A 21,693-nucleotide genomic window follows, 5' to 3' on the forward strand; every position below is an offset into this window, starting at 1 on the left:
GCGTTCACGCGGCGCGCGACAGCAGCAGCGCGTTGGTCCGCTTCACGAAGCTCGCCGGATCGTCCAGCATGCCGCCTTCGGCCAGCAGCGCCTGATCGAACAACAGATGGGCCCAGTCGCCGAAATCGGCGCTGTCGGCCTTCAGTTGCTTGACGAGCGCGTGCTCCGGGTTGATCTCGAGGATCGGCTGCATCGCCGGCGCATTCTGGCCGGCCGCCTTCAGCATCCGCTGCAGGTAGCCGCTCATGTCGTTGTCGTCGGCGACGAGGCACGACGGCGAATCGGTCAGGCGGAACGTGACGCGCACTTCCTTCACCTTGTCGCCGAGCGCTTCCTTCATCTTCTCGACGACGGGCTTGATCGCCTCGCCCGCTTCTTCCTGCGCCTTCTTCTCTTCGTCGTTCAGCTCGCCGAGGTCGAGGTCGCCGCGCGCCACGCTCGCGAGCGGCTTGCCGTCGAATTCATGCAGGAACGACAGCATCCATTCGTCGACGCGGTCGGTCAGCAGCAGCACCTCGACGCCCTTCTTGCGGAACACTTCAAGGTGCGGGCTGTTCTTCGCGGCCTGCCACGTATCGGCCGTCACGTAGTAGATCTTGCTCTGCTCGGGCTTCATGCGCGACACGTAGTCGGCGAGCGACACGTCCTGCGCGTCGGTGTCGCCGTGCGTCGACGCGAAGCGCAGCAGCTTCGCGATGCGCTCGCGGTTCGCGTGATCCTCGCCGAGGCCTTCCTTCAGCACCTGGCCGAACGCGCCCCAGAACGTCTTGTACTTCTCCTTGCCGGCATCCTCTTCCGCGTTCGCGAGTTCCTCGAGCATCGACAGCGCGCGCTTGGTCACGCCTTCGCGGATCGCCTTCACGTCGCGGCTTTCCTGCAGGATTTCACGCGACACGTTCAGCGGCAGGTCGGCCGAATCGACGACGCCCTTCACGAAGCGCAGGTATTGCGGCAGCAGCTGCTCGGCGTCGTCCATGATGAACACGCGCTTCACGTACAGCTTCAGGCCGCCGCGGTAGTCGCGGTTCCACAGGTCGAACGGCGCGTGCGCCGGCACGAACAGCAGCTGCGTGTATTCGCTGCGGCCCTCGACGCGGTTGTGCGTCCACGTGAGCGGATCCTGGTGGTCGTGCGCGATGTGCTGGTAGAACTGCGTGTACTGCTCGTCGGTGACGTCGCTCTTCGAACGCGTCCACAGCGCGCTCGCCTGGTTGACGGTCTCGTCCTCGTCCTTCAGGACCATCTCGCCCTTTTCCTGATCCCACTCTTCCTTCTGCATCAGGATCGGCAGCGCGATGTGATCGGAATACTTCTGGATGATCGACTTCAGGCGGTGCGACGACAGCAGCTCGTCCTCGCCTTCGCGCAGGTGCAGCGTGATCGCCGTGCCGCGCTGCGCGCGCTCGATCGCGTCGATCGTGAAGTCGCCCTCGCCCGCGCTTTCCCAGCGCACGGCTTCGTTCGCCGGCAGGCCCGCGCGGCGCGTCTCGACGGTGATCTTGTCCGCGACGATGAAGCCCGAGTAGAAACCGACGCCGAACTGGCCGATCAGCGCCGCGTCCTTCTGCTGGTCGCCGGACAGCTTCGTGAAGAATTCCTTGGTGCCCGAACGCGCGATCGTGCCGAGGTTCGCGATCGCCTCGTCGCGGCTCATGCCGATGCCGTTGTCCTCGATCGTGATCGTGCGGGCGGCCTTGTCGAAGCCGATGCGGATGCGCAGGTTCGGATCGTTCTCGTACAGCGCGTTGTCCGCGAGCGCTTCGAAACGCAGCTTGTCGGCCGCGTCGGACGCGTTCGACACCAGTTCGCGCAGGAAGATTTCCTTGTTGCTGTAGAGCGAATGGATCATCAGGTGGAGAAGTTGCTTGACCTCTGCCTGAAAGCTCATCGTTTCATGTGCCATGGATGCTGTTTCCTCTTACTTGAACTTGAATGGTGTGGCGCAGGCGCCCGGCGCGCGATGCCGGACGGCCCTGAAGGGCCACCGCCTGGCGCAAGCGGTTTGCGCGCGTATCTGGGGATCGCACGCCCGATTTCAAGGGCCGGCGTGCCGCGCCGGGTCACGACGCGCGGCGTACGGCCGAATCGATATAGCGCGACAGCAGCCCCGGCAGCGCCGGATCGCCGCAGTTCGCGACGTTGAAGCGCATCCACGTCGACGGCGATTGCTGCGGCGAGAACAGGCTGCCCGGCGTCAGCAGAAAGCCGGCCTCGTGCGCGACCGCCGCGAGCGCGTCGGAGTCGACGCCCGTGTCGGCCCACAGGAACATCCCGGCCGCCGGCATCGTGAAGAGGCCGAGCCCGGTGCGCTCGAGCATCCGCGCGGTCTTGTCGCGCACGCCGTCGAGCCGCGCGCGCAGCCGCTCGACGTGGCGCCGGTAATGCCCTTCGGTCAGGATCTTGTAGAGCACGCGCTCGTTGAGCTCGGGCGTCGTCATCCCGACCAGCATCTTCTGGTCGGTGACCGCCTTCGCGATCTCCGGCGCGCACGCGACATAGCCGACCCGCAGGTTCGCCGCGAGCGTCTTCGAATAGCTGCCGAGGTAGATCACGCGCTTCAGCTGGTCGAGGCTCGCGAGGCGCGTGGCCGGATAGCTCGGCGGGCACAGGTCGCCGTACACGTCGTCCTCGACGACGAGGAAGTCGTACGCCTCCGCGAGCTTCAGGATCCGGAACGCCTGCGCGGCCGACAGCGACGTGCCGGTCGGGTTCTGCAGCACCGAGTTGATCACGAGCATCTTCGGCCGCCACATCTGCACCAGGGTTTCGAGCGCGTCGAGATCGGGGCCGTCGGGCGTGTAAGGCATCCCGACGAGTTGCGCGCCCTGCGCCGCGAAGCGGCCGAACATCTGGAACCAGGCCGGATCGCCGACGATCACCGCGTCGCCAGGCCGCATGTAGATCCGCGAAATCAGGTCGATCGCCTGCGTGATCCCCGAGACGAGCACGATCTGCTCGGGTTTCGCGCCGATCTCCACTTCGGCGAGGCGCGTCTGCAGTTGCTGGCGCAGCGGCAGGAAGCCCTGCGCGGTGCCGAAGCCGAGCATCTGCGCGCCGGACTGGCGCCCGAGCGCGCGCAGCGCGCCGGTAATCAGTTCGCCGTCGAGCCAGCGGCCCGGCAGATAGCCGAGACCCGGCCCCTTTTCCGGGCTGACGGTGTGCAGCATGTTGCGCAGCAGCCAGACGACGTCGATCGTGTTGTGCACCGGCGCGGCCTCGGCCACGCGCGCGACGCTGTCGGCCGGCTGCGGGCCGGCGGCCGTGCGCTCGCGCACGTAGAAACCCGAGCCGCGCCGCGAGTCGAGATAGCCCTGCGCGACGAGCCGCTCATAGGCCTCGACGACGGTGAAGCGGGATACGCTCTTGTCGAGCGCGAGCTTGCGGATCGACGGCATCCGCATGCCGGGCCGGAACACGCGTTCGTCGATACGCCGCCGCGCCCACTGGACCAGCTGGTCGACGAGCGTGAGCGTGGCCGTATCGTGCGGCGCGGGAATCTGGGCGAGTGGAACGGTGGACATGGGCGGCAGCTCCAACTGTACCGAAGGCTATCGCGCCGATTGTACCGTTACTGTGCCGGTAGCGACGATTACAGTTGACCGGACTGGCAACCGTGCGGCCGCCGTTCCGGCACCGCCGCACCCGGCACCGCGCCCACCGGCCCGCATCGCGGCCGGTACGCCGGCCGGTCCGGCCATCGCCCGGCGCCTCGCCTGCCCACCATGACACTTTCGCTTCCCGACCGACGTTCATGCCAGCCCGCTCCCTGACACTCGACCATCTCGTGATCGCCGCGCGCACGCTCGACGAAGGCGTACGCCATGTCGCCGACGCGCTCGGCATCGAACCGGCCGGCGGCGGCCGCCACCCGCTGATGCGAACCCACAATGCGCTGTTCGGCGCGTGGGGCGGGCTGTACCTCGAGGTGATCGCGATCGACCCCGACGCGCCGGCGCCGAACGACGGCGCCGAGCCGCCGCGCGCCCGGCTGTTCGCGCTCGACGAGCCGGCCATGCACGCGCGGCTCGCGCAAGGCCCGTTTCTGGCGCACTGGGTCGCGCGCGTCGACCGTCCGCGCCAGCTCGCGCTGTGGCAGAGCCAGTACCCGGCACGCATCGCGCCCGTGGTCACGATGAGCCGCGGCGACCTGCGCTGGGGCCTCACGGTGCCCGACGACGGCAGCTTCCCGGCGTGGCAGGGCTCGGGCGACGGGCTCGTGCCGTCGCTGATCCAGTGGGACAGCCCGCGCCACCCGGCCGAGTCGCTGCCGGATAACGGCATCGCGCTGAAGGCGCTCAAGGGCACCCACCCGCGTGCCGACGCCGTCCGCGAGCAGCTCGACTGGCTCGGCGCCGCCCATCTGCTCGACCTCGAAGCCGCCGACGGCCCGCCCGCGCTCGTCGCCGAATTCGACACGCCGCAGGGCCCGCGCACGCTGCGCTGAGCCCCCGCCGCCCCGCCCCCACCCCAATACCGGCAACACGGAGACACTTACCCCATGAATTCGCGCGAAACCCGAGGCATGCTGCTCGGCCTCATCGGCGTCATGATCTTTAGCCTGACGCTGCCGATGACGCGGATCGTCGTCTCCGAACTCCATCCGCTGCTCAACGGGCTCGGCCGCGCGCTCGCCGCCGCCGTACCGGCCGGCCTGCTGCTGTGGTGGCGCCGCGAGCCGCTGCCGACCCGCGCGCAACTGAAAAGCCTCGCGATCACGTCGGCGGGCGTGATCATCGCGTATCCGGTGTTCTCCGCGTGGGCGATGAAATCGGTACCGGCGTCGCACGGCGCAGTGGTCAACGGCCTCCAGCCGCTGTTCGTCGCGCTGTACGCGGCATGGCTGTCGCACGAGCGGCCGTCGAAGGCGTTCTGGGCCAGCGCGGTGGCCGGCAGCGCACTCGTGATCGCGTTCGCGCTGCGCGACGGCGGCGGCACCGTGCAGGCCGGCGACGCGCTAATGCTCGTCGCGGTCGGCATCGGCGCGCTCGGCTATGCGGAAGGCGCGCGCCTCGCGCGCCAGATCGGCGGCTGGCAGGTGATCTGCTGGGCGCTCGTCGTGTCCGCGCCGTTCCTCGTGCTGCCGGTCGGCTGGCTCGCATGGATGCAGCATGCCGCGCATCCGGGCCCGCTCGCCCTGCGCACGTGGCTCGCCTTCGGCTACGTGACCCTCTTTTCTCAATTCATCGGCTTTTTCGCGTGGTACGCGGGGCTCGCGATGGGCGGCATCGCGCGCGTGGGCCAGGTGCAACTGCTGCAGATTTTCTTCACGATCGCCTTTTCCGCGCTGCTGTTCGGCGAAACGGTCACGTCGTCCACGTGGCTGTTCGCGGCCGCGGTGATCGCCACCGTGGTGCTCGGGCGCCGCTCGGCAGTCGCCACGGCCGCGCAACCGGCTCGCGCCGGCTGAACAGGTGCGCCATAATGGACGTTTTGCCTGATCGGTTTTGCCCACCCGGCCGCGAAGGCTCGATCGCGCTCGCGCATGCCCACCCGGCAGCGTCGAAGCGATTTGCCCGAACGACCTTTCTTGACTGACCACGATATCCGAACGAGGAGACTATGAATCCGAGCGACCTGCATCCGCCGCACTGGCAGCTTTCCGAACGCGCCCGCAAGCTGACGAGCTCTGCGATCCGCGAAATCCTGAAGGTCACGGAACGCCCCGAGGTCATCTCGTTCGCCGGCGGCCTGCCCGCCCCCGCGACGTTCCCGGCCGAACGCATGCGCGCCGCCGCCGATCGCGTGCTGCGCGACGCGCCGGCCGCCGCGCTCCAGTACAGCGCAACCGAAGGCTACCTGCCGCTGCGCGAATGGATCGCCGAGCGCTACAGCGTGCGCGTGTCGCAGGTGCTGATCACGACCGGCTCGCAGCAGGCGCTCGACCTGCTCGGCAAGGCGCTCGTCGATCCGGGCAGCCCGATCCTCGTCGAAACCCCGACCTACCTCGGCGCACTACAGTCGTTCTCGCTGTACGAGCCGCGCTACGTGCAGGTGCCGACCGACGAGCAGGGCCTGCTGCCGGAAGGCCTGACGCCGGAACTCACGCAAGGCGCGCGCCTGCTGTACGCGCAGCCGAACTTCCAGAACCCGACCGGCCGCCGCCTGCCCGTCGAGCGCCGCCGCGCGCTCGCCGCGTTCGCGCAGTCGAGCCCGTTCCCGGTGCTGGAAGACGATCCGTACGGCGCGCTGAACTACCGCGGCGAACCGCTGCCGACGATGCTGTCGATGGCGCCCGATCACGTCGTGCACCTCGGCACGTTCTCGAAGGTGCTCGCGCCGGGCCTGCGGATCGGCTACATCATTGCGCCCGAGGAACTCCACTTCAAGCTCGTGCAGGCCAAGCAGGCCACCGACCTGCATACGCCGACGCTCACGCAGCGCATCGCGCACGAAGTGATCAAGGACGGTTTCCTCGACGAGCACATCCCGACGATCCGCGAGCTGTACAGCGCGCAGTGCGACGCGATGCTCGGCTCGCTCGAGCGCCACATGCCGGAAGGCGTCACGTGGAACCGCCCGGAAGGCGGGATGTTCATCTGGGTGAACCTGCCCGCGCAGATCGACAGCATGAAGCTGCTCGCCGCGGCCGTCGACAACCACGTCGCCTTCGTGCCGGGCGCGCCGTTCTTCGCGGACAACGCGCAGCAGAACACGCTGCGCCTGTCGTTCGTGACGGTGCCGCCCGAGAAGATCGAGGAAGGCGTCGCTCGCCTCGGCAAGCTGCTGCGCGAGCGCCTCTGATCCCCTTTTTCCTGTCACGACTCTCTACGAGGAATCGAATCCATGGCTAACGTCTACGACAAGCTGAAGTCGCTCGGCATCGAGCTCCCGACCGCCGGCGCACCGGCCGCCGCCTACGTGATGAGCGCGCAAAGCGGCAATACGGTCTACCTGTCGGGCCACATCGCGAAGAAGGACGGCAAGGTCTGGGCCGGCAAGCTCGGCGCGGATCTGCAGACGGAAGACGGCAAGGCGGCCGCGCGCTCGATCGCGATCGACCTGCTCGCGACGCTGCACGCGCACACCGGCGACCTGAACAAGGTCACGCGCATCGTCAAGCTGATGAGCCTCGTCAACTCGACGCTCGACTTCACCGAACAGCACGTCGTGACGAACGGCGCGTCGGAACTGATCGCCGAAGTGTTCGGCGACGCGGGCAAGCACGCACGCTCGGCTTTCGGTGTCGCGCAGATCCCGCTCGGCGCGTGCGTCGAGATCGAGCTGATCGCCGAAGTTGCGTAACGGGCGCAACGCAGTGCCCGGCCGTCTCGTCCGCTTCAAGCAGGTCGACGTGTTCACGTCGGTGCCGTTCAAGGGCAACGCGCTCGCCGTGGTGTTCGACGCCGATTCGCTCGGCGACGACGCCATGCTCGAGATCGCCCGCTGGACGAACCTGTCGGAAACCACGTTCGTCTGCACGCCGACCGATCCGGAAGCCGACTACCGCGTCCGGATCTTCACGACGGCCGGTGAACTGCCGTTCGCCGGCCACCCGACGCTCGGCACCGCGCATGCGTTCCTGGAAAGCGGCGCGCGGCCGCGTACGCCGGGCCGGCTGATCCAGCAGTGCGGGGTCGGCCTGGTTGCGCTGCGCGAGCAGGCCGACGGCTGGGCGTTCGCCGCGCCGCCGGCCCGCGTCACGCCGCTCGACCGTTCGGACTACGCGGCGCTGGCTGCCGCGCTGCGCAGCGACGCGATCGACCTGGAAGCCGAGCCGTGCGCGGTCGACAACGGCGCGCCGTGGCTGGTCGTGCGGCTGAAGTCGGCCGACGCGTGCATCGGCCTGTCGCCCGATCCGGCCGCGCTGGAGGCGCTCACGCACCGTTACGGCATGGACGGCCTCGCCGTCTACGCCCCGCACGCCGAAGGCGGCCCCGCGACGTTCGAAATCCGCTGCCTGATGACGGGCGGCAACTTCGGCTTCGGCGAGGATCCCGTCACCGGCAGCGCAAACGCCGCACTGGCGGGGCTGCTGACGCGGCAGGAGCGCCGCCCCGGCCCGTCGTATACGGCCCGCCAGGGTACGGCGATCGGCCGCGACGGCCGCATCTTCGTCAGCTATGCCGAAGACGGCACCACCTGGATCGGCGGCCATGTCGTCACGGTCGTCGACGGCACCTTCCTGTCACCCGTGTGACATTTCGCGATGTGCGATGGCGCCGGTCCGCCCGGCGCCCCCCTACGCTTCGCCCAACTATCGCAAAAACGTTCCAGCCAGTAATATCGGGCCTAATCCGTTGTTTCGGAGGTCTGTCCATGGTTGCGTGTCCCGCGAACGAACAGACGTCGGGACAACCCGAACCATAGCCAGCCATCCTGACGGATGGCGCACGCGAGCAGGACGCCACCCTCTTCGATGAGCTCCGCCCGGTCCAACCACACGCCGCCGACCCGGCCGCTTCGCGCGCCGCGCAAATCGCGCCGGCGTGCGCTATTTGCGATCCCGCTGCTCGGGATGCTGGCGCTTGCGCTGCTGTGGGCTGTGATCATCGCGCGTCTCTCGGTGGAAAAGGACAGCGCCTACAAGGAGGCGGCGGCTTCCGCGGCGATCCTGTCCTCCGCGCTCGAGCAGCATACGGTCAAGGCGATCCACCAGGTCGACCAGATCACCCGCTTCGTCAAGTTCGAATTCGAGAAGTCCCCCGCGCGCTTCAACCTCGCGAGCGCCGTCGAGAAAGGCGTCGTGCCGAGCGACACGCTGATCCAGGTGTCGCTCGTCAACGCGAAGGGCATCCTGTTCGCGAACACGGCCGAGCTGCATCCGCAGCCGATCAACCTGTCCGACCGCGAGCACTTCAAGGTCCACCTCGCGCACAACGACGACCGCCTCTTCATCAGCAAGCCCGTGCTCGGCCGCGTATCGAGCCACTGGACGCTGCAGATGACACGCCGCCTGAACAACCCGGACGGCAGCTTCGCGGGCATCGTCGTCGTGTCGGAAGACCCGAGCTACTTCACGAACGACTTCTACAATAACGCGGCGATCGGCAAGGAAGGCGTGATCGCGGTGGTGTCCGATACGGGCGGCGTGCTCGCGCGGCGCACGGGCTCGGTCAGCAACGCGCCGGGCGCGTTTTCAGCGTCGGGCGTCTACCCGATCGCCGAGCGCGTGACGGGCACGATCATCGACCCGATCGACGGCGTGACGCGCATCGTGTCGTACCGCCACCTCGACGGCTACCCGCTCGCGGTGATGGTCGGGCTGTCGCAGACCGAGGAATTCGCGGACTACTACCACACGCGCAACGTCTACCTGCTGATGACGAGCTTCATCACGCTCGCGATGCTCGCGTTCTTCGGCGTCGCGACGGGCCTGATCGGCAAGCTGCTCGGCCGCGAGCGGGAAATGACGCAGCTCGCCGAATACGACCTGCTCACCGGCCTCGCGAACCGCTATGCGACGCTGCGCGGGCTGCGCAACGACGTGTCGATGCCGACGAGCCTGTCGCGGCTCGGGCTGCTGTTCATCGACCTCGACAACTTCAAGACCGTCAACGACACGCTCGGCCACAACGCCGGCGATATCGTGCTGCAGATGACCGCGTCGCGCCTGGCCGATGCGGTCGGCGACGAAGGCTCGCTCGCGCGGATCGGCGGCGACGAGTTCGTCGTCGTGATGAAGGGCGACGACGTCGAGCGGCGCGCGGTGCGGCTCGCGGAAGCGATCATCCGGATGTTCAGCGAGCCGTTCGACGTGCGCGGCAGCTCGTTCGTCCTGCACGCGAGCATCGGCATCGCGCTGCACACGGTCGCGAACGAAAGCGAGATCGACCTGCTGAAGAAGGCCGATCTCGCGATGTACAGCGCGAAGGACGCCGGCAAGAACTGCTACCAGTTCTACGCGCCGCACCTGTCGCACCGCGCCGACCACCTGATGCGCTGGGAGCAGCAACTCCGCGTCGCGCTCGCCGAGGGGCAGCTGTTCCTCGCGTACCAGCCGAAGATCGACCTCACGCACCGCCACATCACCGGCTTCGAGGCGCTCGCGCGCTGGGATCACCCGGAGCACGGGATCATCTCCGCGAACGAATTCATTTCGATTGCCGAATCGACCGGCCTGATCGTGCCGATCGGCGACTTCGTGATCCGCACCGCGTGCGAGCAGATCGCACGCTGGCGCGACGAGGGCCACGATACGCTGACGCTCGCGGTCAACATCTCGCCGGTGCAGTTCTGGCGCGGCGACCTGATCGAGACGATCTCGAGCACGCTGCAGGAAACCGGCATCGACGCGAACCGGCTCGAAATCGAGATCACCGAAACCGCGATGATGGAATATCCGGAGCTCGTGTCCGAGAAGATCGTCGCACTGAAGAAACTCGGCATCCGGATCGCACTCGACGATTTCGGCACCGGCTATTCGTCGCTGTCGTACCTGCACCGCTTCTCCGTCGACACGCTGAAGGTCGACCGCTCGTTCGTGCAGGCGATCCCGAACGATCGCAGCGTGTGCGTGATGGTGTCGTCGATCGTGCATCTCGCGCGCTCGCTCGGGCTGACCGTCGTCGTCGAGGGCACGGAAACCGAGGAGCAGATCACGTGGCTGTCCGCGCTCGGCGAGATCGAAGCGCAGGGCTTCCTGTTCTCGCGACCGGTGCCGGCCGATGCGATTCCCGCGCTGATCGCACGCTTCGGCGTGCGCAGCGATTCACCGAACGTGATCGCGCACCGCGCGACGGGCAGTACGGGCGCGTAAGCGCACCGTAGCCGTGGCGGGCGTTGCGTGCACCGTCATTGTTTCGTTTTCCGATCCGATTGTCCGGTTCATGAACTAGCGTTTTCGCTCATGGTCGTGTCACGATGCGCGGCGGACAATCGGGAGGGGCAACGTGTCGGCGGGCCGCCGGTATGGCCATACGCGAGAGATCGGGCCCCGAGCCCACACTACCAAGATGACAACCGTCGAAATCGAAGCGACCGCTGATGTCGAACAGGCACAGGCTTCCCTGTGGGACCTGTTCAAGGTCGTTGCCAGCATTTCGGCGGTCTCGTGGGGCGGGCTTTCCATGATGGCGCAACTCGAACGCCACTACGTGGAGCGGCTGCAGCGCATCGAGCCTCACGTATTCGGCGATCTCGTCGCGCTGGCCTGGCTCGTGCCGGGCCCCGTAGGCTGCAACGTGGCGGTACAGGTCGGCCAGATACTACATGGCCGCGTCGGCGCATGGGTTGCCGGCATCGCGAGCGTGCTGCCCTTCTCCATCCTGATGACGCTGTTCGCGATCTTCTATCGCACGCCATTCGTACGCTCGCTGGCGGCGCCGATGCTGATCAATCACTTCGGGATGGTGCTCGCCGCACTGATCGGCGTGACGTGGGTCAAGCAGTTGCGCTCGCTCGCGCGCACACGGGGCGAACAGCTGATCGCCGCGCTGTCGACGATTCTGCTTGCTTTCGCGCATAATCCGGCCGCTTTCGTCGGGATTCTTTTCGCCGCATTCGCGGCGGGCTGGCTGACCGGGCCGCCGCAGCGCGACGCGGTCGATTTCACGCTGTCGGCCCGCGACCGCAACCTGCTCGTGCTGCTCGGCGTACTCGTCACGCTGTTCGCGGTGCCGCTGCCCGGCGATTACCAGGCGACGCTGCTGTGGCCGCGCCTCGCCGGCGCCGGCATGACGCTGTTCGGCGGCGGCTTTTCCGCGCTGCCCGTGCTCAAGACGCTGTTCGTCACGCCGGCAACCGGCATCTCCGATCACGACTTCACGCTTGCGTTCGCGCTGTCGCCCGTCGCGCCGGGGCCGCTGCTGAACGTCGTGCCGTTTCTCGGCTACCTGACCGACGGCTGGGTCGGCGCGCTGCTCGCGACGGCCGCGCTGTTCATTCCGTCGGGCTGCCTCGTCGTGTTTGCGCAGAACCATCTGTCCCGGCTCAAGCGCCATTCGCGTTTCGAGCACGGGATGCGCCTGCTGCGCGCGGCGACCACGGGTTTTCTCGTCGTCGCGGTCGTGAGGATCCTGCACCGCGAACCGGCCGACCCCGTTTACTGGCTGACAGGCGCCTTCGCGACGCTTTGCTTCGCGCGCTTCAAGGTGCCCGTCTATGCCGTGTACGGCACGGTCGCGGTTGCGTGCGGCGTGTGGCTGTGGGCCGCCGCGCGCTGACGGGCGGCAGCCGCCGCCCCGTCGGCCTTGACCGGCATTCGCCCGTCCTTACCCTGCCTGCACCGCGACCCGGCGTGCCATCCAGCGGGCGCGCAGCGCGTCGTACGCAAGGTTGAAGGCGAACGTGTAAGGCAGGAAGAACAGCACGATACCGAGGTCGAGCAGCAGCGCCTCGACGAGGCTCACGTTCAGCCACCACGCGGCGACCGGCACCACCAGCACGACGAGGCCGAGCTCGAACAAGGCCGCATGCGCGATCCGCACGCCGAGCGTGCGTGACCACCCCGCGCGCCGCTCGACGCGGTCGAACAGCGTATTGAACACCATGTTCCACGCCATCGCGATCAGCGACACCATCACCGTCAGCACGCCGACGTGCGACACCGGCATGTCGAGCAGCCACGCGCCGAGCGGCGCGCACAGCGCGATCGCGACCAGTTCGAACGTCAGTGCATGCAGCAACCGTTCCGTCACCGTTTTGTTGACCTGTTTCATGATTCCCTCCGATTCGTCTGCTTCGTTGATGGCGGCCATTTTGATCGGCACAACCGTATGAATCCAGTTTGATATCATCGGTTTTTCCGATATAACGCCATCAGGAGCGCCGCATGCGCCACGCCCCCGAAGCCCTGCTCGCATTCGCCGAAGCCGCGCTGCTCGGTTCGTTCACGGCCGCCGCGCGCAAGCTCGGCAAGCGCCAGTCGACCGTGTCGGAGGCGATCGCGAACCTCGAGATCGATCTCGGCGTGCAGTTGTTCGACCGCTCGACGCGCACGCCGACGCTGACCGACGCCGGGCGGGCGCTGCTGCCGCAGGTGCAGCGCGCACTCGAGGCCGGCGCGGCAATCGACCGCACGGCCGCGCGGCTCGCGCGCGGCGAGGAAGCGCGGCTGACGCTCGTCGTGTCCGATACGTACCAGTCGAAGCGCTACGAGGAAACGTTGATGGCGCTCGAGCGGCGCTTTCCGGCGCTCGAGTTCGAATGCCAGATCGCCGAGCACGACGACGTGCTCGACCTGATCCAGCAGGGACGCGCGCAGCTCGGGCTGATGGCCGCGCGCGCGGCCTACCCGGCCGACATCGGCGCGGCGACGATCGCGGAGGAATCGGAGATCGGGCTGTTCGTCGGCCGCATGCACGCGCTCGCCGAATACGGCGACGCCGACGTGCCGCACGCCGCGCTGCGCGACGTGCGCGAACTGCGCCTCAATACCTATGTGAAACCGGAAGGTCGCGGCACCGGCGACCGGATCGTCGTCGGCACGCACCACTGGCTGGCGCCGAGCTACCTGATGCTGCTGGAGATGGCCGTGCAGGGGTTCGGCTGGGCCGAACTGCCGCGCTGGATGGTCGACCACTTTGCGCGCGATCGCCTGTGCGAACTGCGTGCACGCGGCTGGCCGCGCCGCGTGCGGGTCGATGCGGTCTGGTCGCGCAACCGGCCGCTCGGCCCGGTCGGCTCATGGCTGCTCGATGCGATGCTGGCCGCGTAGCGACGCAGGCCGATGCGCCGGCGGCTGCGCGCCGGCCGGCACCGACAGGTCAGAAACCGCGCGACAACACCGCCGCGCCGATCGTCACGACGCCGAGCACGAGGTTCACGAGGACGAGCAGGCGCACCGTATTCACCGCGCGCGCGCCGTCCGGCCACTTCTGCGCCTGCACCGCACGACGGATGCGCGGGAACAGCGCGAACCGGATATGCCCGAAGATCAGCATCATCACGACGCCGAGCCCGGCCATCGCGTGCAGCGACCACGTTGCGTGCGCGCCGCCGAATTCCACGAGCAGGAAGCCGCCGGACAGCAGGATCACGATCACGGCACCCGACACCCAGTTGAAGAAGCGGCCGAACACGCCTTCGATCAGCGGCAACCGAAGCTGCGGCGACAGGTCGGACAGCGCCGGACGCAGGCAGAAGTTGGCGAAGACCATCCCGCCCACCCACACGGCGACGGCCAGCAGATGAAGAAACAGCGCGACGGAGACAGCATGGGACATGAGGGCAATCCTGTGAGGAGTGGGGTACGGCGAACGGCCGCGTCGCACGCGGCATCGAGCGACGTTCGACCGGATTGTCGCCGCCCGGTTCAGACCCCAGGCGCGATTTCACACTATTTTGCAAGTTCCGCGTGACAACGCCACGCTTGCTTACCCGAATCCCCGCTCAAAAAAACAGGCCGCACGCCCGCCGAAGCGGAGGTGCGGCCTTCGATCACGGCTGAACCGGCCGGTCGATCGATCGTGCGTCGCGTCAGCCGAGCAGCGGACGCAGCTCGTTGACGACCTTGAGCTTCGTCTCCGGTGCGCGGCCCTTGCGTGCGCGCTTGCCGACGTGCGGCGCCAGCCCCGCATACGACAGCGTCTCGTCCTGCGCCTTGCCGCCGCGGCCGGTACCGATCAGCACGACGCCGGCCGGATCGATCGCGAGCGCCTGCACGAGCGTTTCCTTGTCGTCGAGCGCCATCAGGATCACGCCGCGACCGCCGCCGGACAGCGTCTTCATCTCGTCCATCCCGAACACCAGCAGGCGGCCGCCGCTCGACAGGCACGCGACCTGCGTCGCGTTCGGCAGCACCGGCATCGGCGCGAGCGGCACCGCGCCCGCATCGATGGTCATGAACGACTTGCCGGCCTTCACGCGGCTCACCATGTCGCCGACCTTCGCGAGGAAGCCGAAACCGTTGCTCGACGCGAGCAGCAGTTGCTGGTCAGCCGGCGCCGCGTAGTAGTGCATCAGGTGCGAGCCCGATTCGAGCTCGATCAGCGACGTGACCGGCACGCCGTCACCGCGCCCGCCCGGCAGCACCGACACGTCGACCGAGTACACGCGGCCGCTGCTGCCCCACGCGATCAGGCGATCCGGCGTGCGGCACTGGAACGCCGCGTACAGATGGTCGCCGGCCTTGAACGTGAAGCCGGCCGGGTCGAGCCCGTGGCCCTTCAGCGCACGCACCCAGCCCTTCTGCGACACGACCACCGTCACCGGTTCGTCGACCACCTTCGCCTCGAACGTCGCGCGCTTTTCCTGCTGGATCAGCGTGCGGCGATCGTCGCCGTACTGCTTCGCGTCGGCCTCGATCTCCTTGATCATCAGCCGCTTCATCGCGCTTTCGTTCGCGAGCAGCTCCTCGAGCTTCGCCTTCTCGTCGCGCAGCGCTTCGAGTTCCTTCTCGATCTTGATCTTCTCGAGCCGCGCGAGCTGGCGCAGCCGGATTTCGAGAATGTCTTCCGCCTGCCGTTCGCTGAGGCCGAACGCGCTCATCAGCGCGGCCTTCGGCTCGTCCGACTCGCGGATGATGCGGATCACCTCGTCGATGTTCAGGAAGACGATCATCCGCCCTTCGAGGATGTGGATGCGGTCGTCGACCTTCGCGAGACGATGGCGGCAACGGCGCGTCATCGTCAGCTGGCGGAACTTCACCCATTCGTCGAGGATCGTCAGCAGGCCCTTCTGGCCCGGCCGGCCATCGGCGCCGATCATCACGAGGTTCAGCGTCGCGTTCGACTCGAGGCTCGTGTACGCGAGCAGCGTGTTCACGAATTCCGTCTGGTCGATCGTGCGCGACTTCGGCTCGAACACGAGCCGCACCGCCGCTTCCTTGCCCGACTCGTCGCGCACCGCGTCGAGCAGGTCGAGCATCGCCTTCTTCGTGTTGAGCTGCTCGGGCGTGAGCGTCTTCTTGCCGAGCTTGAGCTTCGGGTTCGTCAGCTCCTCGATTTCCTCGAGCACCTTCTGGCCCGACGTGTTCGGCGGCAACTCGGTGACGACCAGTTGCCACTGGCCGCGCGCGAGATCCTCGATCTTCCAGCGTGCGCGCACCTTCAGGCTGCCGCGGCCGGTTTCATAGGCCGCCGCGATTTCCGTGTCGCTCGAGATGATCTGGCCGCCGCCCGGGAAATCCGGGCCGGGGATCAGGTTCATCAGCTCCGCATGCGAGAGCTTCGGATTGCGGATCAACGCGACCGCCGCCGCCGCGACCTCGCGCAGGTTGTGCGACGGGATCTCGGTGGCGAGACCGACCGCGATACCCGACGCGCCGTTCAGCAGCACGAACGGCATGCGGCTCGGCAGCGTCTTCGGCTCCTCGAACGAGCCGTCGTAGTTCGGCATGAAGTCGACCGTGCCCTGGTCGATCTCGTCGAGCAGCAGCTTCGAGATCGGCGTGAGCCGCGCTTCGGTGTATCGCATCGCCGCCGCGCCGTCGCCGTCGCGCGAGCCGAAGTTGCCCTGCCCGTCGATCAGCGGGTAGCGCAGCGAGAAATCCTGCGCGAGACGCACGAGCGCGTCGTACGCCGACTGGTCGCCGTGCGGGTGGTATTTACCGAGCACGTCGCCCACGACGCGCGCCGACTTCACCGGCTTCGCGTCCGGGCCGAGGCCCATTTCGTTCATCGCGAACAGGATCCGGCGCTGCACCGGCTTCTGGCCGTCGCACACGTCGGGCAGCGCGCGGCTCTTCACGACGCTGACCGCGTAGCTGAGATACGCCTGCTCCGCGTAGTTGCCGAGCGTCAGCGCATCGCTCTCTGGCGCGCCGGAGTCGGCAAAGAGATCGGAGGTGTTGTCGTCCATCTGAATTCCGTATTCGTAAGTGGCGTGAGGCCGGGCCGGGCGTCATGCCCGACCGCGCGGATTCCCGGCTTAAATGTCCGCTTCGACGTCGTTGCCCTTTTCCTCGAGCCAGCCGCGTCGCGCGGCCGCCTCGCCCTTGCCCATCAGCATCGTCATGCGCGCGACGGTCGCCTCGTAGTCGAGTTCGCCGAGCTTCACCGGCATCAGGCGGCGCGTGTCGGGGTTCATCGTGGTGTCCCACAGCTGCTCGGCGCTCATTTCGCCGAGCCCCTTGAAGCGGCTGATGCTCCATTGCGTCTCGCGCACGCCGTCCTTGCGCAGCTTGTCGAGAATCGCTTCCAGTTCGCCCTCGTCGAGCGCATAGAGCTTCTGCGCCGCCTTCTTGCCGCGCGCCGGCGCATCGACGCGGAACAGCGGCGGCCGAGCGACGCACACGTGGCCGCGCTCGATCAGTTGCGGGAAATGCTTGAAGAACAGCGTGAGCAGCAGCACCTGGATGTGCGAGCCGTCGACGTCCGCGTCCGACAGGATGCAGATCTTGCCGTAGCGCAGGTTCGACAGGTCGACGCTTTCATCGGGGCTGTGCGGATCGACGCCGATCGCCACCGAGATGTCGTGCACCTCGTTGTTCGCGAACAGGCGGTCGCGCTCGGTTTCCCAGGTATTCAGCACCTTGCCGCGCAGCGGCAGGATCGCCTGGTATTCCTTGTCGCGGCCCATCTTCGCGGAACCGCCCGCCGAGTCGCCCTCGACGAGGAACAGCTCGTTGCGCGTGATGTCCTCGGTCTCGCAGTCGGTCAGCTTGCCGGGCAGCACCGCAACGCCCGAGCTCTTGCGCTTCTCGACCTTCTGGCCCGCGCGCGTGCGCGCCTGGGCCTGCTTGATCACGAGTTCGGCGAGCTTCTTGCCGTGCTCGACGTGCTGGTTCAGCCACAGCTCCAGCGCGGGACGCGAGAACGACGACACGAGCTTCACCGCGTCGCGGCTGTTCAGGCGTTCCTTGATCTGCCCCTGGAACTGCGGATCGAGCACCTTCGCCGACAGCACGAACGACACGCGCGCGAATACGTCTTCCGCGAGCAGCTTCACGCCCTTCGGCTGCAGGTTGTGCAGTTCGACGAAGCTTTTCACCGCCTGGTAGAGACCGTCGCGCAGGCCGGATTCATGCGTGCCGCCGGCCGGCGTCGGGATCAGGTTCACGTACGACTCGCGCACGAGCGAACCTTCCTCGCTCCAGGCGACGACCCACGATGCGCCCTCGCCTTCGGCGAAGGTGTCGTCGCCCGAACGCGAATCGGCGAAACGCTCGCCTTCGAACAACGGGATCAGCAGCTCGCTGCCGTTCATTTCGTCGAGCAGGTAGCCGCGCAGGCCGTCTTCATATTTCCACGTCTGGCGCTCGCCGCTCTTTTCGTTGACGAGCACGACCTCGACGCCCGGTAGCAGCACGGCCTTCGAGCGCAGCAGGCGCTGCAGCTCGCCGAGCGGCAGGTTCGGCGAATCGAAGTACTTCGGATTCGGCCACACCTGCACGCGCGTGCCGGATTTCTTTTCACCGCGGCCCGCGCCCTGCGTCGCCAGCGGCTTCACCACATCGCCTTCGGCGAAGCCGAGTTCCGCGATCTTGCCGTCGCGCCAGACGGTGACGTCGAGGCGCGTCGCGAGCGCGTTCGTCACCGACACGCCGACGCCGTGCAGGCCGCCCGAGAACGTATAGGCGCCGCCCGCGGCCTTGTCGAACTTGCCGCCCGCGTGCAGGCGCGTGAATACGATCTCTACGACCGGCACACCCTCTTCCGGGTGCATGCCGAACGGGATGCCGCGGCCGTCGTCCTCGACCGAGACCGACTGGTCAGCGTGCAGCGTGACCGTGATCTGCTTGCCGTAGCCGCCGAGCGCTTCGTCGGACGCGTTGTCGATGACTTCCTGGATGATGTGCAGCGGATTCTCGGTACGGGTGTACATGCCGGGCCGCTGCTTGACCGGCTCGAGACCCTTGAGCACCTTGATCGATGCTTCGCTATAGGCCGCGCTGGGTTTCTTCGTTGACATAGGCGCTGAATTTCGTCATTCATCGGGACGTTGTCCACACCTCGTGTGGATAACGTCGTGGACAAAACGTTGAGTTCCGTAAAAAAGCGAATCGAAACAACGGTGTGCTTGGACTGCTCCGAAAGCGGGCGCGCGGCGTTGGCTGCGCTGCCCGGGACGCGCGGTATTTTACTGGTTCCGCGTGGCGCGCCAATCGCGCAATCGCGCGCGGCCGCCGGCCGCGCGACGCGTCATGCGGATTACGCCGGCTTGCGCTTCGCCTCGAGCGTTTCCCACCGTTCGAGCGCCGCAAGCAATTCGTCGTCGATCGCCGCGAACCGCTCGGTCAGGCGCGTGCCTTCCTGCGGATCCTTCGCGAAGATCGAACCGTCTTCGAGCCGGGCATTGATCGTCCTCTGCTCCTCCTCGAGCGCGGCGATCTTCTCCGGCAGCGAATCGAGCTCGCGCTGCTCGTTGAACGACAGCTTCACCGTGCGCTGCGCATTGCGGCCCGCGGCGCTTTTTGCCGGCTCCTCCTTGACGGGCGCCGCTTCCTTCACCGCGCGCTTCGCGGCTTCCTGCTGCGCGAGCTGATCCGCGCGCGCGCTCTGGATCTGCCAGTCGGTGAAGCCGCCGACATATTCACGCCACTTGCCGTCGCCCTCGGACGCGATCACCGACGTCACGACGTTGTCGAGGAACGCGCGATCGTGGCTGACGAGCAGCACCGTGCCGTCGTAGTCGGCCAGCAGCTCCTCGAGCAGTTCGAGCGTCGGGATGTCGAGGTCGTTGGTCGGTTCGTCGAGCACCAGCACGTTGGCCGGACGCGCGAACAGGCGTGCAAGCAGCAGCCGGTTGCGCTCACCGCCCGACAGCGACTTCACCGGCGAACGCGCGCGCTCCGGCGCGAACAGGAAATCGCCGAGATAGCTCATCACGTGCTTGCGCACGCCGCCGATCTCGACCCATTCGCTGCCGGGGCTGATGGTATCCGCGAGGCTCTTTTCCTGGTCGAGCTGCGCGCGCATCTGGTCGAAATACGCGACCTGCAGGTTCGTGCCGGTGCGCACCGTGCCTTCGTCGGGCTTCAGTTCGCCGAGAATCAGCTTGAGCAGCGTCGTCTTGCCGGCGCCGTTCGGGCCGATGAAGCCGATCTTGTCGCCGCGCATCACCGTCGTCGAGAAACGATCGACGACCGTGCGGCCGCCGTAGCGCTTCGTCACGTCGGTCAGCTCCGCGACGATCTTGCCGGACTTCTCGCCCTGCGCGACGTCGAGCTTCACGTTGCCCTGCGAATTGCGGCGCTCCGCGCGCTCGTTGCGCATCTGCACGAGCCGCGCGATGCGGCCGACGCTGCGCGTGCGGCGCGCTTCGACCCCCTTGCGGATCCACACTTCCTCCTGCGCGAGCAGCTTGTCGAACTTCTCGTTTTCCACGCGCTCGACTTCGAGCTGCTGCGCCTTGCGCGTCTGGTACGCCGAGAAATTGCCCGGGTACGACAACAGCCGGCCGCGGTCGAGATCGACAATGCGCGTCGCGACGCGGTCGAGGAACGCGCGATCGTGCGTGATGAACAGCAGGCCCGCGCGCTGCGCGACGAGCAGCTCCTCCAGCCAGCGGATGCCGTCGAAGTCGAGGTGGTTGGTCGGTTCGTCGAGCAGCAGCACGTCTGGCTGCAGCACCAGCGCGCGCGCCAGCGCGACCCGCTTCTGCATCCCGCCCGACAGCGCGTCGACGCGCGCGTCGACGTCCGCCAGGCCGATCTGCGCGAGCGTCATCGACACGCGCGTGCGCCAGTTCCACGCGTCGTGCGCGTCGAGCGACGACTGCAGCGCGTTCATTCGCGCGAGCAACGCATCGTGTTCGGCGCCTTCGGGCGTATCCGCGAGGCGGTGCGCGATCGAGTCGTATTCTTCGAGCACTTCACGCGTGTGCGCGAGCCCCGACGCGACCGCATCGAACACCGTCGCACCCGGCTCGAATTCGGGCTCCTGGGGCACATAGACGGTCACGAGCTCCTGCTGGCGCGTGACCAGCCCGTCGTCGGGCTTCGCGAGCCCGGCGACGATCTTCAGCAGCGACGACTTGCCCGCGCCGTTGCGGCCGATCAGGCCGACGCGCTCGCCGGCTTCCAGCGAGAAATCCGCGTGATCGAGCAACGCGACGTGACCGAACGCGAGCTGCGCGCCGGTAATGGAATAGAGCGACATGGGGAGACGGCGAAGAGAGAAATCGGAAGCGCCCATTGTACCGGTCGCGGGCGCCGGCACCGGTATGGCCGGACGGATAAGGTGCAGGACCGCTCGCGCGGGCCGGTTGCCGGAGGTCGAGTGCCGCGCGTGCGGCGGGCACCCGCGCCCGCTGGCGCGGGCTCACTCCGTCGCGAGGACGGCACGGCCGCCCTCGCGGATATGCGTGCTTACTTGACGTTCACGGAGATCGTCGAGCTCATTTCGGGACCGTACGAGCGGTGCGCGCCGTCGCCAAACTGCAGCGTCAGCGTGTGCTGGCCGGGCGGCAGCCTGAGCTCGGTTTCGGTCTGCGCCTTGCCGAAGTGCAGCGAACGTTCGCCAGCGGGAATCACGTCGCCCTTCGGAATCGGCCGGCCGTCGATCAGCAGGTGATGATGGCCGGTATCCGGCGTCATGTCGCCGGCGGGCCGAAGCGCCATCCCTTCGAGCCCGAACTTCACGAGCACCGGATTCGACACCGTCGCGCCGTCTCTCGGCGCTTCGAAAAACACGCGCGCCTCGGCCCGCGCGACCGTCGACACGGCCATCGCCGCCACGCATACCGCACTCGCGATCCACTTTTTGTTCAGCATCGCATTCTCCTTATGGTTGGACAGCCCGGGAAGCATACACCGCACGTACGGCATGCGTGTTCCGGTTGCGTTGTTCGCGATGCGTACGTTTAAAACGACGTTGCGGAGCCGTTCGGCGAAATTCCGGTACCATTGCGCCTTTCGTCCGCCGGCCAGGCCGC

General features: G+C 67.4%; 16 protein-coding genes. 8 read left to right on the forward strand and 8 right to left on the reverse strand.

All coding sequences use genetic code 11. The annotated features are described in order from the left end of the window. Positions 1-4 precede the first annotated feature (4 nt). A complete protein-coding gene (gene htpG, locus E9536_RS25015; RefSeq protein ID WP_136471052.1) occupies positions 5-1,903 on the reverse strand; it encodes a molecular chaperone HtpG in 1,899 nt (632 codons plus the stop codon). Between the two features lie 157 nt (positions 1,904-2,060). Further along, on the reverse strand, positions 2,061-3,521 hold the full coding sequence (locus E9536_RS25020) for a PLP-dependent aminotransferase family protein (protein ID WP_027786792.1): 1,461 nt from the start codon (positions 3,519-3,521) through the stop codon (positions 2,061-2,063). A gap of 230 nt (positions 3,522-3,751) precedes the next feature. Between E9536_RS25020 and E9536_RS25025 the strand changes: the two genes are divergently transcribed. The 7 genes from E9536_RS25025 (at position 3,752) to E9536_RS25060 (ending at position 12,101) form a co-directional block, all read left to right on the forward strand. Then, positions 3,752-4,444 carry a VOC family protein gene (locus E9536_RS25025; protein WP_136471054.1) on the forward strand — a complete coding sequence of 231 codons (693 nt, stop codon included), beginning with the start codon at positions 3,752-3,754 and terminating at the stop codon, positions 4,442-4,444. Positions 4,445-4,498: 54 nt separating this feature from the next. Continuing rightward, positions 4,499-5,407 (forward strand): DMT family transporter, encoded by a 909-nt coding sequence (locus E9536_RS25030; protein WP_021158543.1) that lies wholly within the window; start codon positions 4,499-4,501, stop codon positions 5,405-5,407. Positions 5,408-5,559: 152 nt separating this feature from the next. Further along, positions 5,560-6,741: a PLP-dependent aminotransferase family protein gene (locus E9536_RS25035; protein ID WP_048025387.1), complete on the forward strand. Its 1,182-nt coding sequence runs from the start codon at positions 5,560-5,562 to the stop codon at positions 6,739-6,741. Positions 6,742-6,783: 42 nt separating this feature from the next. Beyond that, positions 6,784-7,242 (forward strand): RidA family protein, encoded by a 459-nt coding sequence (locus E9536_RS25040; protein WP_006478174.1) that lies wholly within the window; start codon positions 6,784-6,786, stop codon positions 7,240-7,242. A gap of 13 nt (positions 7,243-7,255) precedes the next feature. Continuing rightward, positions 7,256-8,137, forward strand: coding sequence for a PhzF family phenazine biosynthesis protein (locus tag E9536_RS25045; RefSeq protein WP_059688839.1), 882 nt, complete (start codon positions 7,256-7,258; stop codon positions 8,135-8,137). Between the two features lie 219 nt (positions 8,138-8,356). Next, the gene (locus E9536_RS25055; RefSeq protein WP_027786788.1) at positions 8,357-10,696 is read left to right on the forward strand and encodes an EAL domain-containing protein; all 2,340 of its coding nucleotides are present in this window, start codon (positions 8,357-8,359) and stop codon (positions 10,694-10,696) included. A 196-nt stretch (positions 10,697-10,892) separates the two neighbouring features. Then, a complete protein-coding gene (locus E9536_RS25060; protein ID WP_027786787.1) occupies positions 10,893-12,101 on the forward strand; it encodes a chromate transporter in 1,209 nt (402 codons plus the stop codon). 48 nt (positions 12,102-12,149) lie between these two features. Here the strand turns inward: E9536_RS25060 and E9536_RS25065 are convergent, their stop codons facing one another. Beyond that, complete coding sequence (locus tag E9536_RS25065; RefSeq protein WP_060357749.1) at positions 12,150-12,596, reverse strand: multidrug/biocide efflux PACE transporter; 447 nt, start codon at positions 12,594-12,596, stop codon at positions 12,150-12,152. Positions 12,597-12,709: 113 nt separating this feature from the next. On the opposite strand from E9536_RS25065, the gene E9536_RS25070 reads away from it, so the two are divergent. Beyond that, entirely contained in the window at positions 12,710-13,594 is an 885-nt protein-coding gene (locus E9536_RS25070; RefSeq protein ID WP_059697994.1) for a LysR family transcriptional regulator, read from the forward strand. A gap of 49 nt (positions 13,595-13,643) precedes the next feature. Here E9536_RS25070 and E9536_RS25075 read toward each other — a convergent pair whose 3' ends face one another. From E9536_RS25075 to E9536_RS25100, 5 genes are all read right to left on the reverse strand, one after another. Then, on the reverse strand, positions 13,644-14,102 hold the full coding sequence (locus E9536_RS25075; protein WP_021158534.1) for a CopD family protein: 459 nt from the start codon (positions 14,100-14,102) through the stop codon (positions 13,644-13,646). Positions 14,103-14,355: 253 nt separating this feature from the next. Continuing rightward, positions 14,356-16,677, reverse strand: coding sequence for a DNA topoisomerase IV subunit A (parC, locus tag E9536_RS25080; protein ID WP_059697995.1), 2,322 nt, complete (start codon positions 16,675-16,677; stop codon positions 14,356-14,358). A gap of 69 nt (positions 16,678-16,746) precedes the next feature. Further along, on the reverse strand, positions 16,747-18,729 hold the full coding sequence (parE, locus tag E9536_RS25085; RefSeq protein WP_027786784.1) for a DNA topoisomerase IV subunit B: 1,983 nt from the start codon (positions 18,727-18,729) through the stop codon (positions 16,747-16,749). 239 nt (positions 18,730-18,968) lie between these two features. Continuing rightward, a complete protein-coding gene (locus E9536_RS25090; protein WP_172535150.1) occupies positions 18,969-20,954 on the reverse strand; it encodes an ATP-binding cassette domain-containing protein in 1,986 nt (661 codons plus the stop codon). Between the two features lie 173 nt (positions 20,955-21,127). After that, a complete protein-coding gene (locus tag E9536_RS25100; protein ID WP_027786782.1) occupies positions 21,128-21,532 on the reverse strand; it encodes a DUF4399 domain-containing protein in 405 nt (134 codons plus the stop codon). Positions 21,533-21,693: the final 161 nt, after the last annotated feature.

Source organism: Burkholderia sp. LS-044, assembly GCF_004803625.1.
GTDB classification, from domain to species: domain Bacteria; phylum Pseudomonadota; class Gammaproteobacteria; order Burkholderiales; family Burkholderiaceae; genus Burkholderia; species Burkholderia cepacia.

Excerpts from the sequence above, each read along its gene's own strand:
- htpG (WP_136471052.1), bottom strand. The coding sequence starts at position 1,903 with ATGGCACATGAAACGATGAGCTTTCAGGCAGAGGTCAAGCAACTTCTC.
- E9536_RS25020 (WP_027786792.1), bottom strand. The coding sequence starts at position 3,521 with ATGTCCACCGTTCCACTCGCCCAGATTCCCGCGCCGCACGATACGGCC.
- E9536_RS25025 (WP_136471054.1), top strand. The coding sequence starts at position 3,752 with ATGCCAGCCCGCTCCCTGACACTCGACCATCTCGTGATCGCCGCGCGC.
- E9536_RS25030 (WP_021158543.1), top strand. The coding sequence starts at position 4,499 with ATGAATTCGCGCGAAACCCGAGGCATGCTGCTCGGCCTCATCGGCGTC.
- E9536_RS25035 (WP_048025387.1), top strand. The coding sequence starts at position 5,560 with ATGAATCCGAGCGACCTGCATCCGCCGCACTGGCAGCTTTCCGAACGC.
- E9536_RS25040 (WP_006478174.1), top strand. The coding sequence starts at position 6,784 with ATGGCTAACGTCTACGACAAGCTGAAGTCGCTCGGCATCGAGCTCCCG.
- E9536_RS25055 (WP_027786788.1), top strand. The coding sequence starts at position 8,357 with ATGAGCTCCGCCCGGTCCAACCACACGCCGCCGACCCGGCCGCTTCGC.
- E9536_RS25060 (WP_027786787.1), top strand. The coding sequence starts at position 10,893 with ATGACAACCGTCGAAATCGAAGCGACCGCTGATGTCGAACAGGCACAG.
- E9536_RS25065 (WP_060357749.1), bottom strand. The coding sequence starts at position 12,596 with ATGAAACAGGTCAACAAAACGGTGACGGAACGGTTGCTGCATGCACTG.
- E9536_RS25070 (WP_059697994.1), top strand. The coding sequence starts at position 12,710 with ATGCGCCACGCCCCCGAAGCCCTGCTCGCATTCGCCGAAGCCGCGCTG.
- E9536_RS25075 (WP_021158534.1), bottom strand. The coding sequence starts at position 14,102 with ATGTCCCATGCTGTCTCCGTCGCGCTGTTTCTTCATCTGCTGGCCGTC.
- parC (WP_059697995.1), bottom strand. The coding sequence starts at position 16,677 with ATGGACGACAACACCTCCGATCTCTTTGCCGACTCCGGCGCGCCAGAG.
- parE (WP_027786784.1), bottom strand. The coding sequence starts at position 18,729 with ATGTCAACGAAGAAACCCAGCGCGGCCTATAGCGAAGCATCGATCAAG.
- E9536_RS25090 (WP_172535150.1), bottom strand. The coding sequence starts at position 20,954 with ATGGGCGCTTCCGATTTCTCTCTTCGCCGTCTCCCCATGTCGCTCTAT.
- E9536_RS25100 (WP_027786782.1), bottom strand. The coding sequence starts at position 21,532 with ATGCTGAACAAAAAGTGGATCGCGAGTGCGGTATGCGTGGCGGCGATG.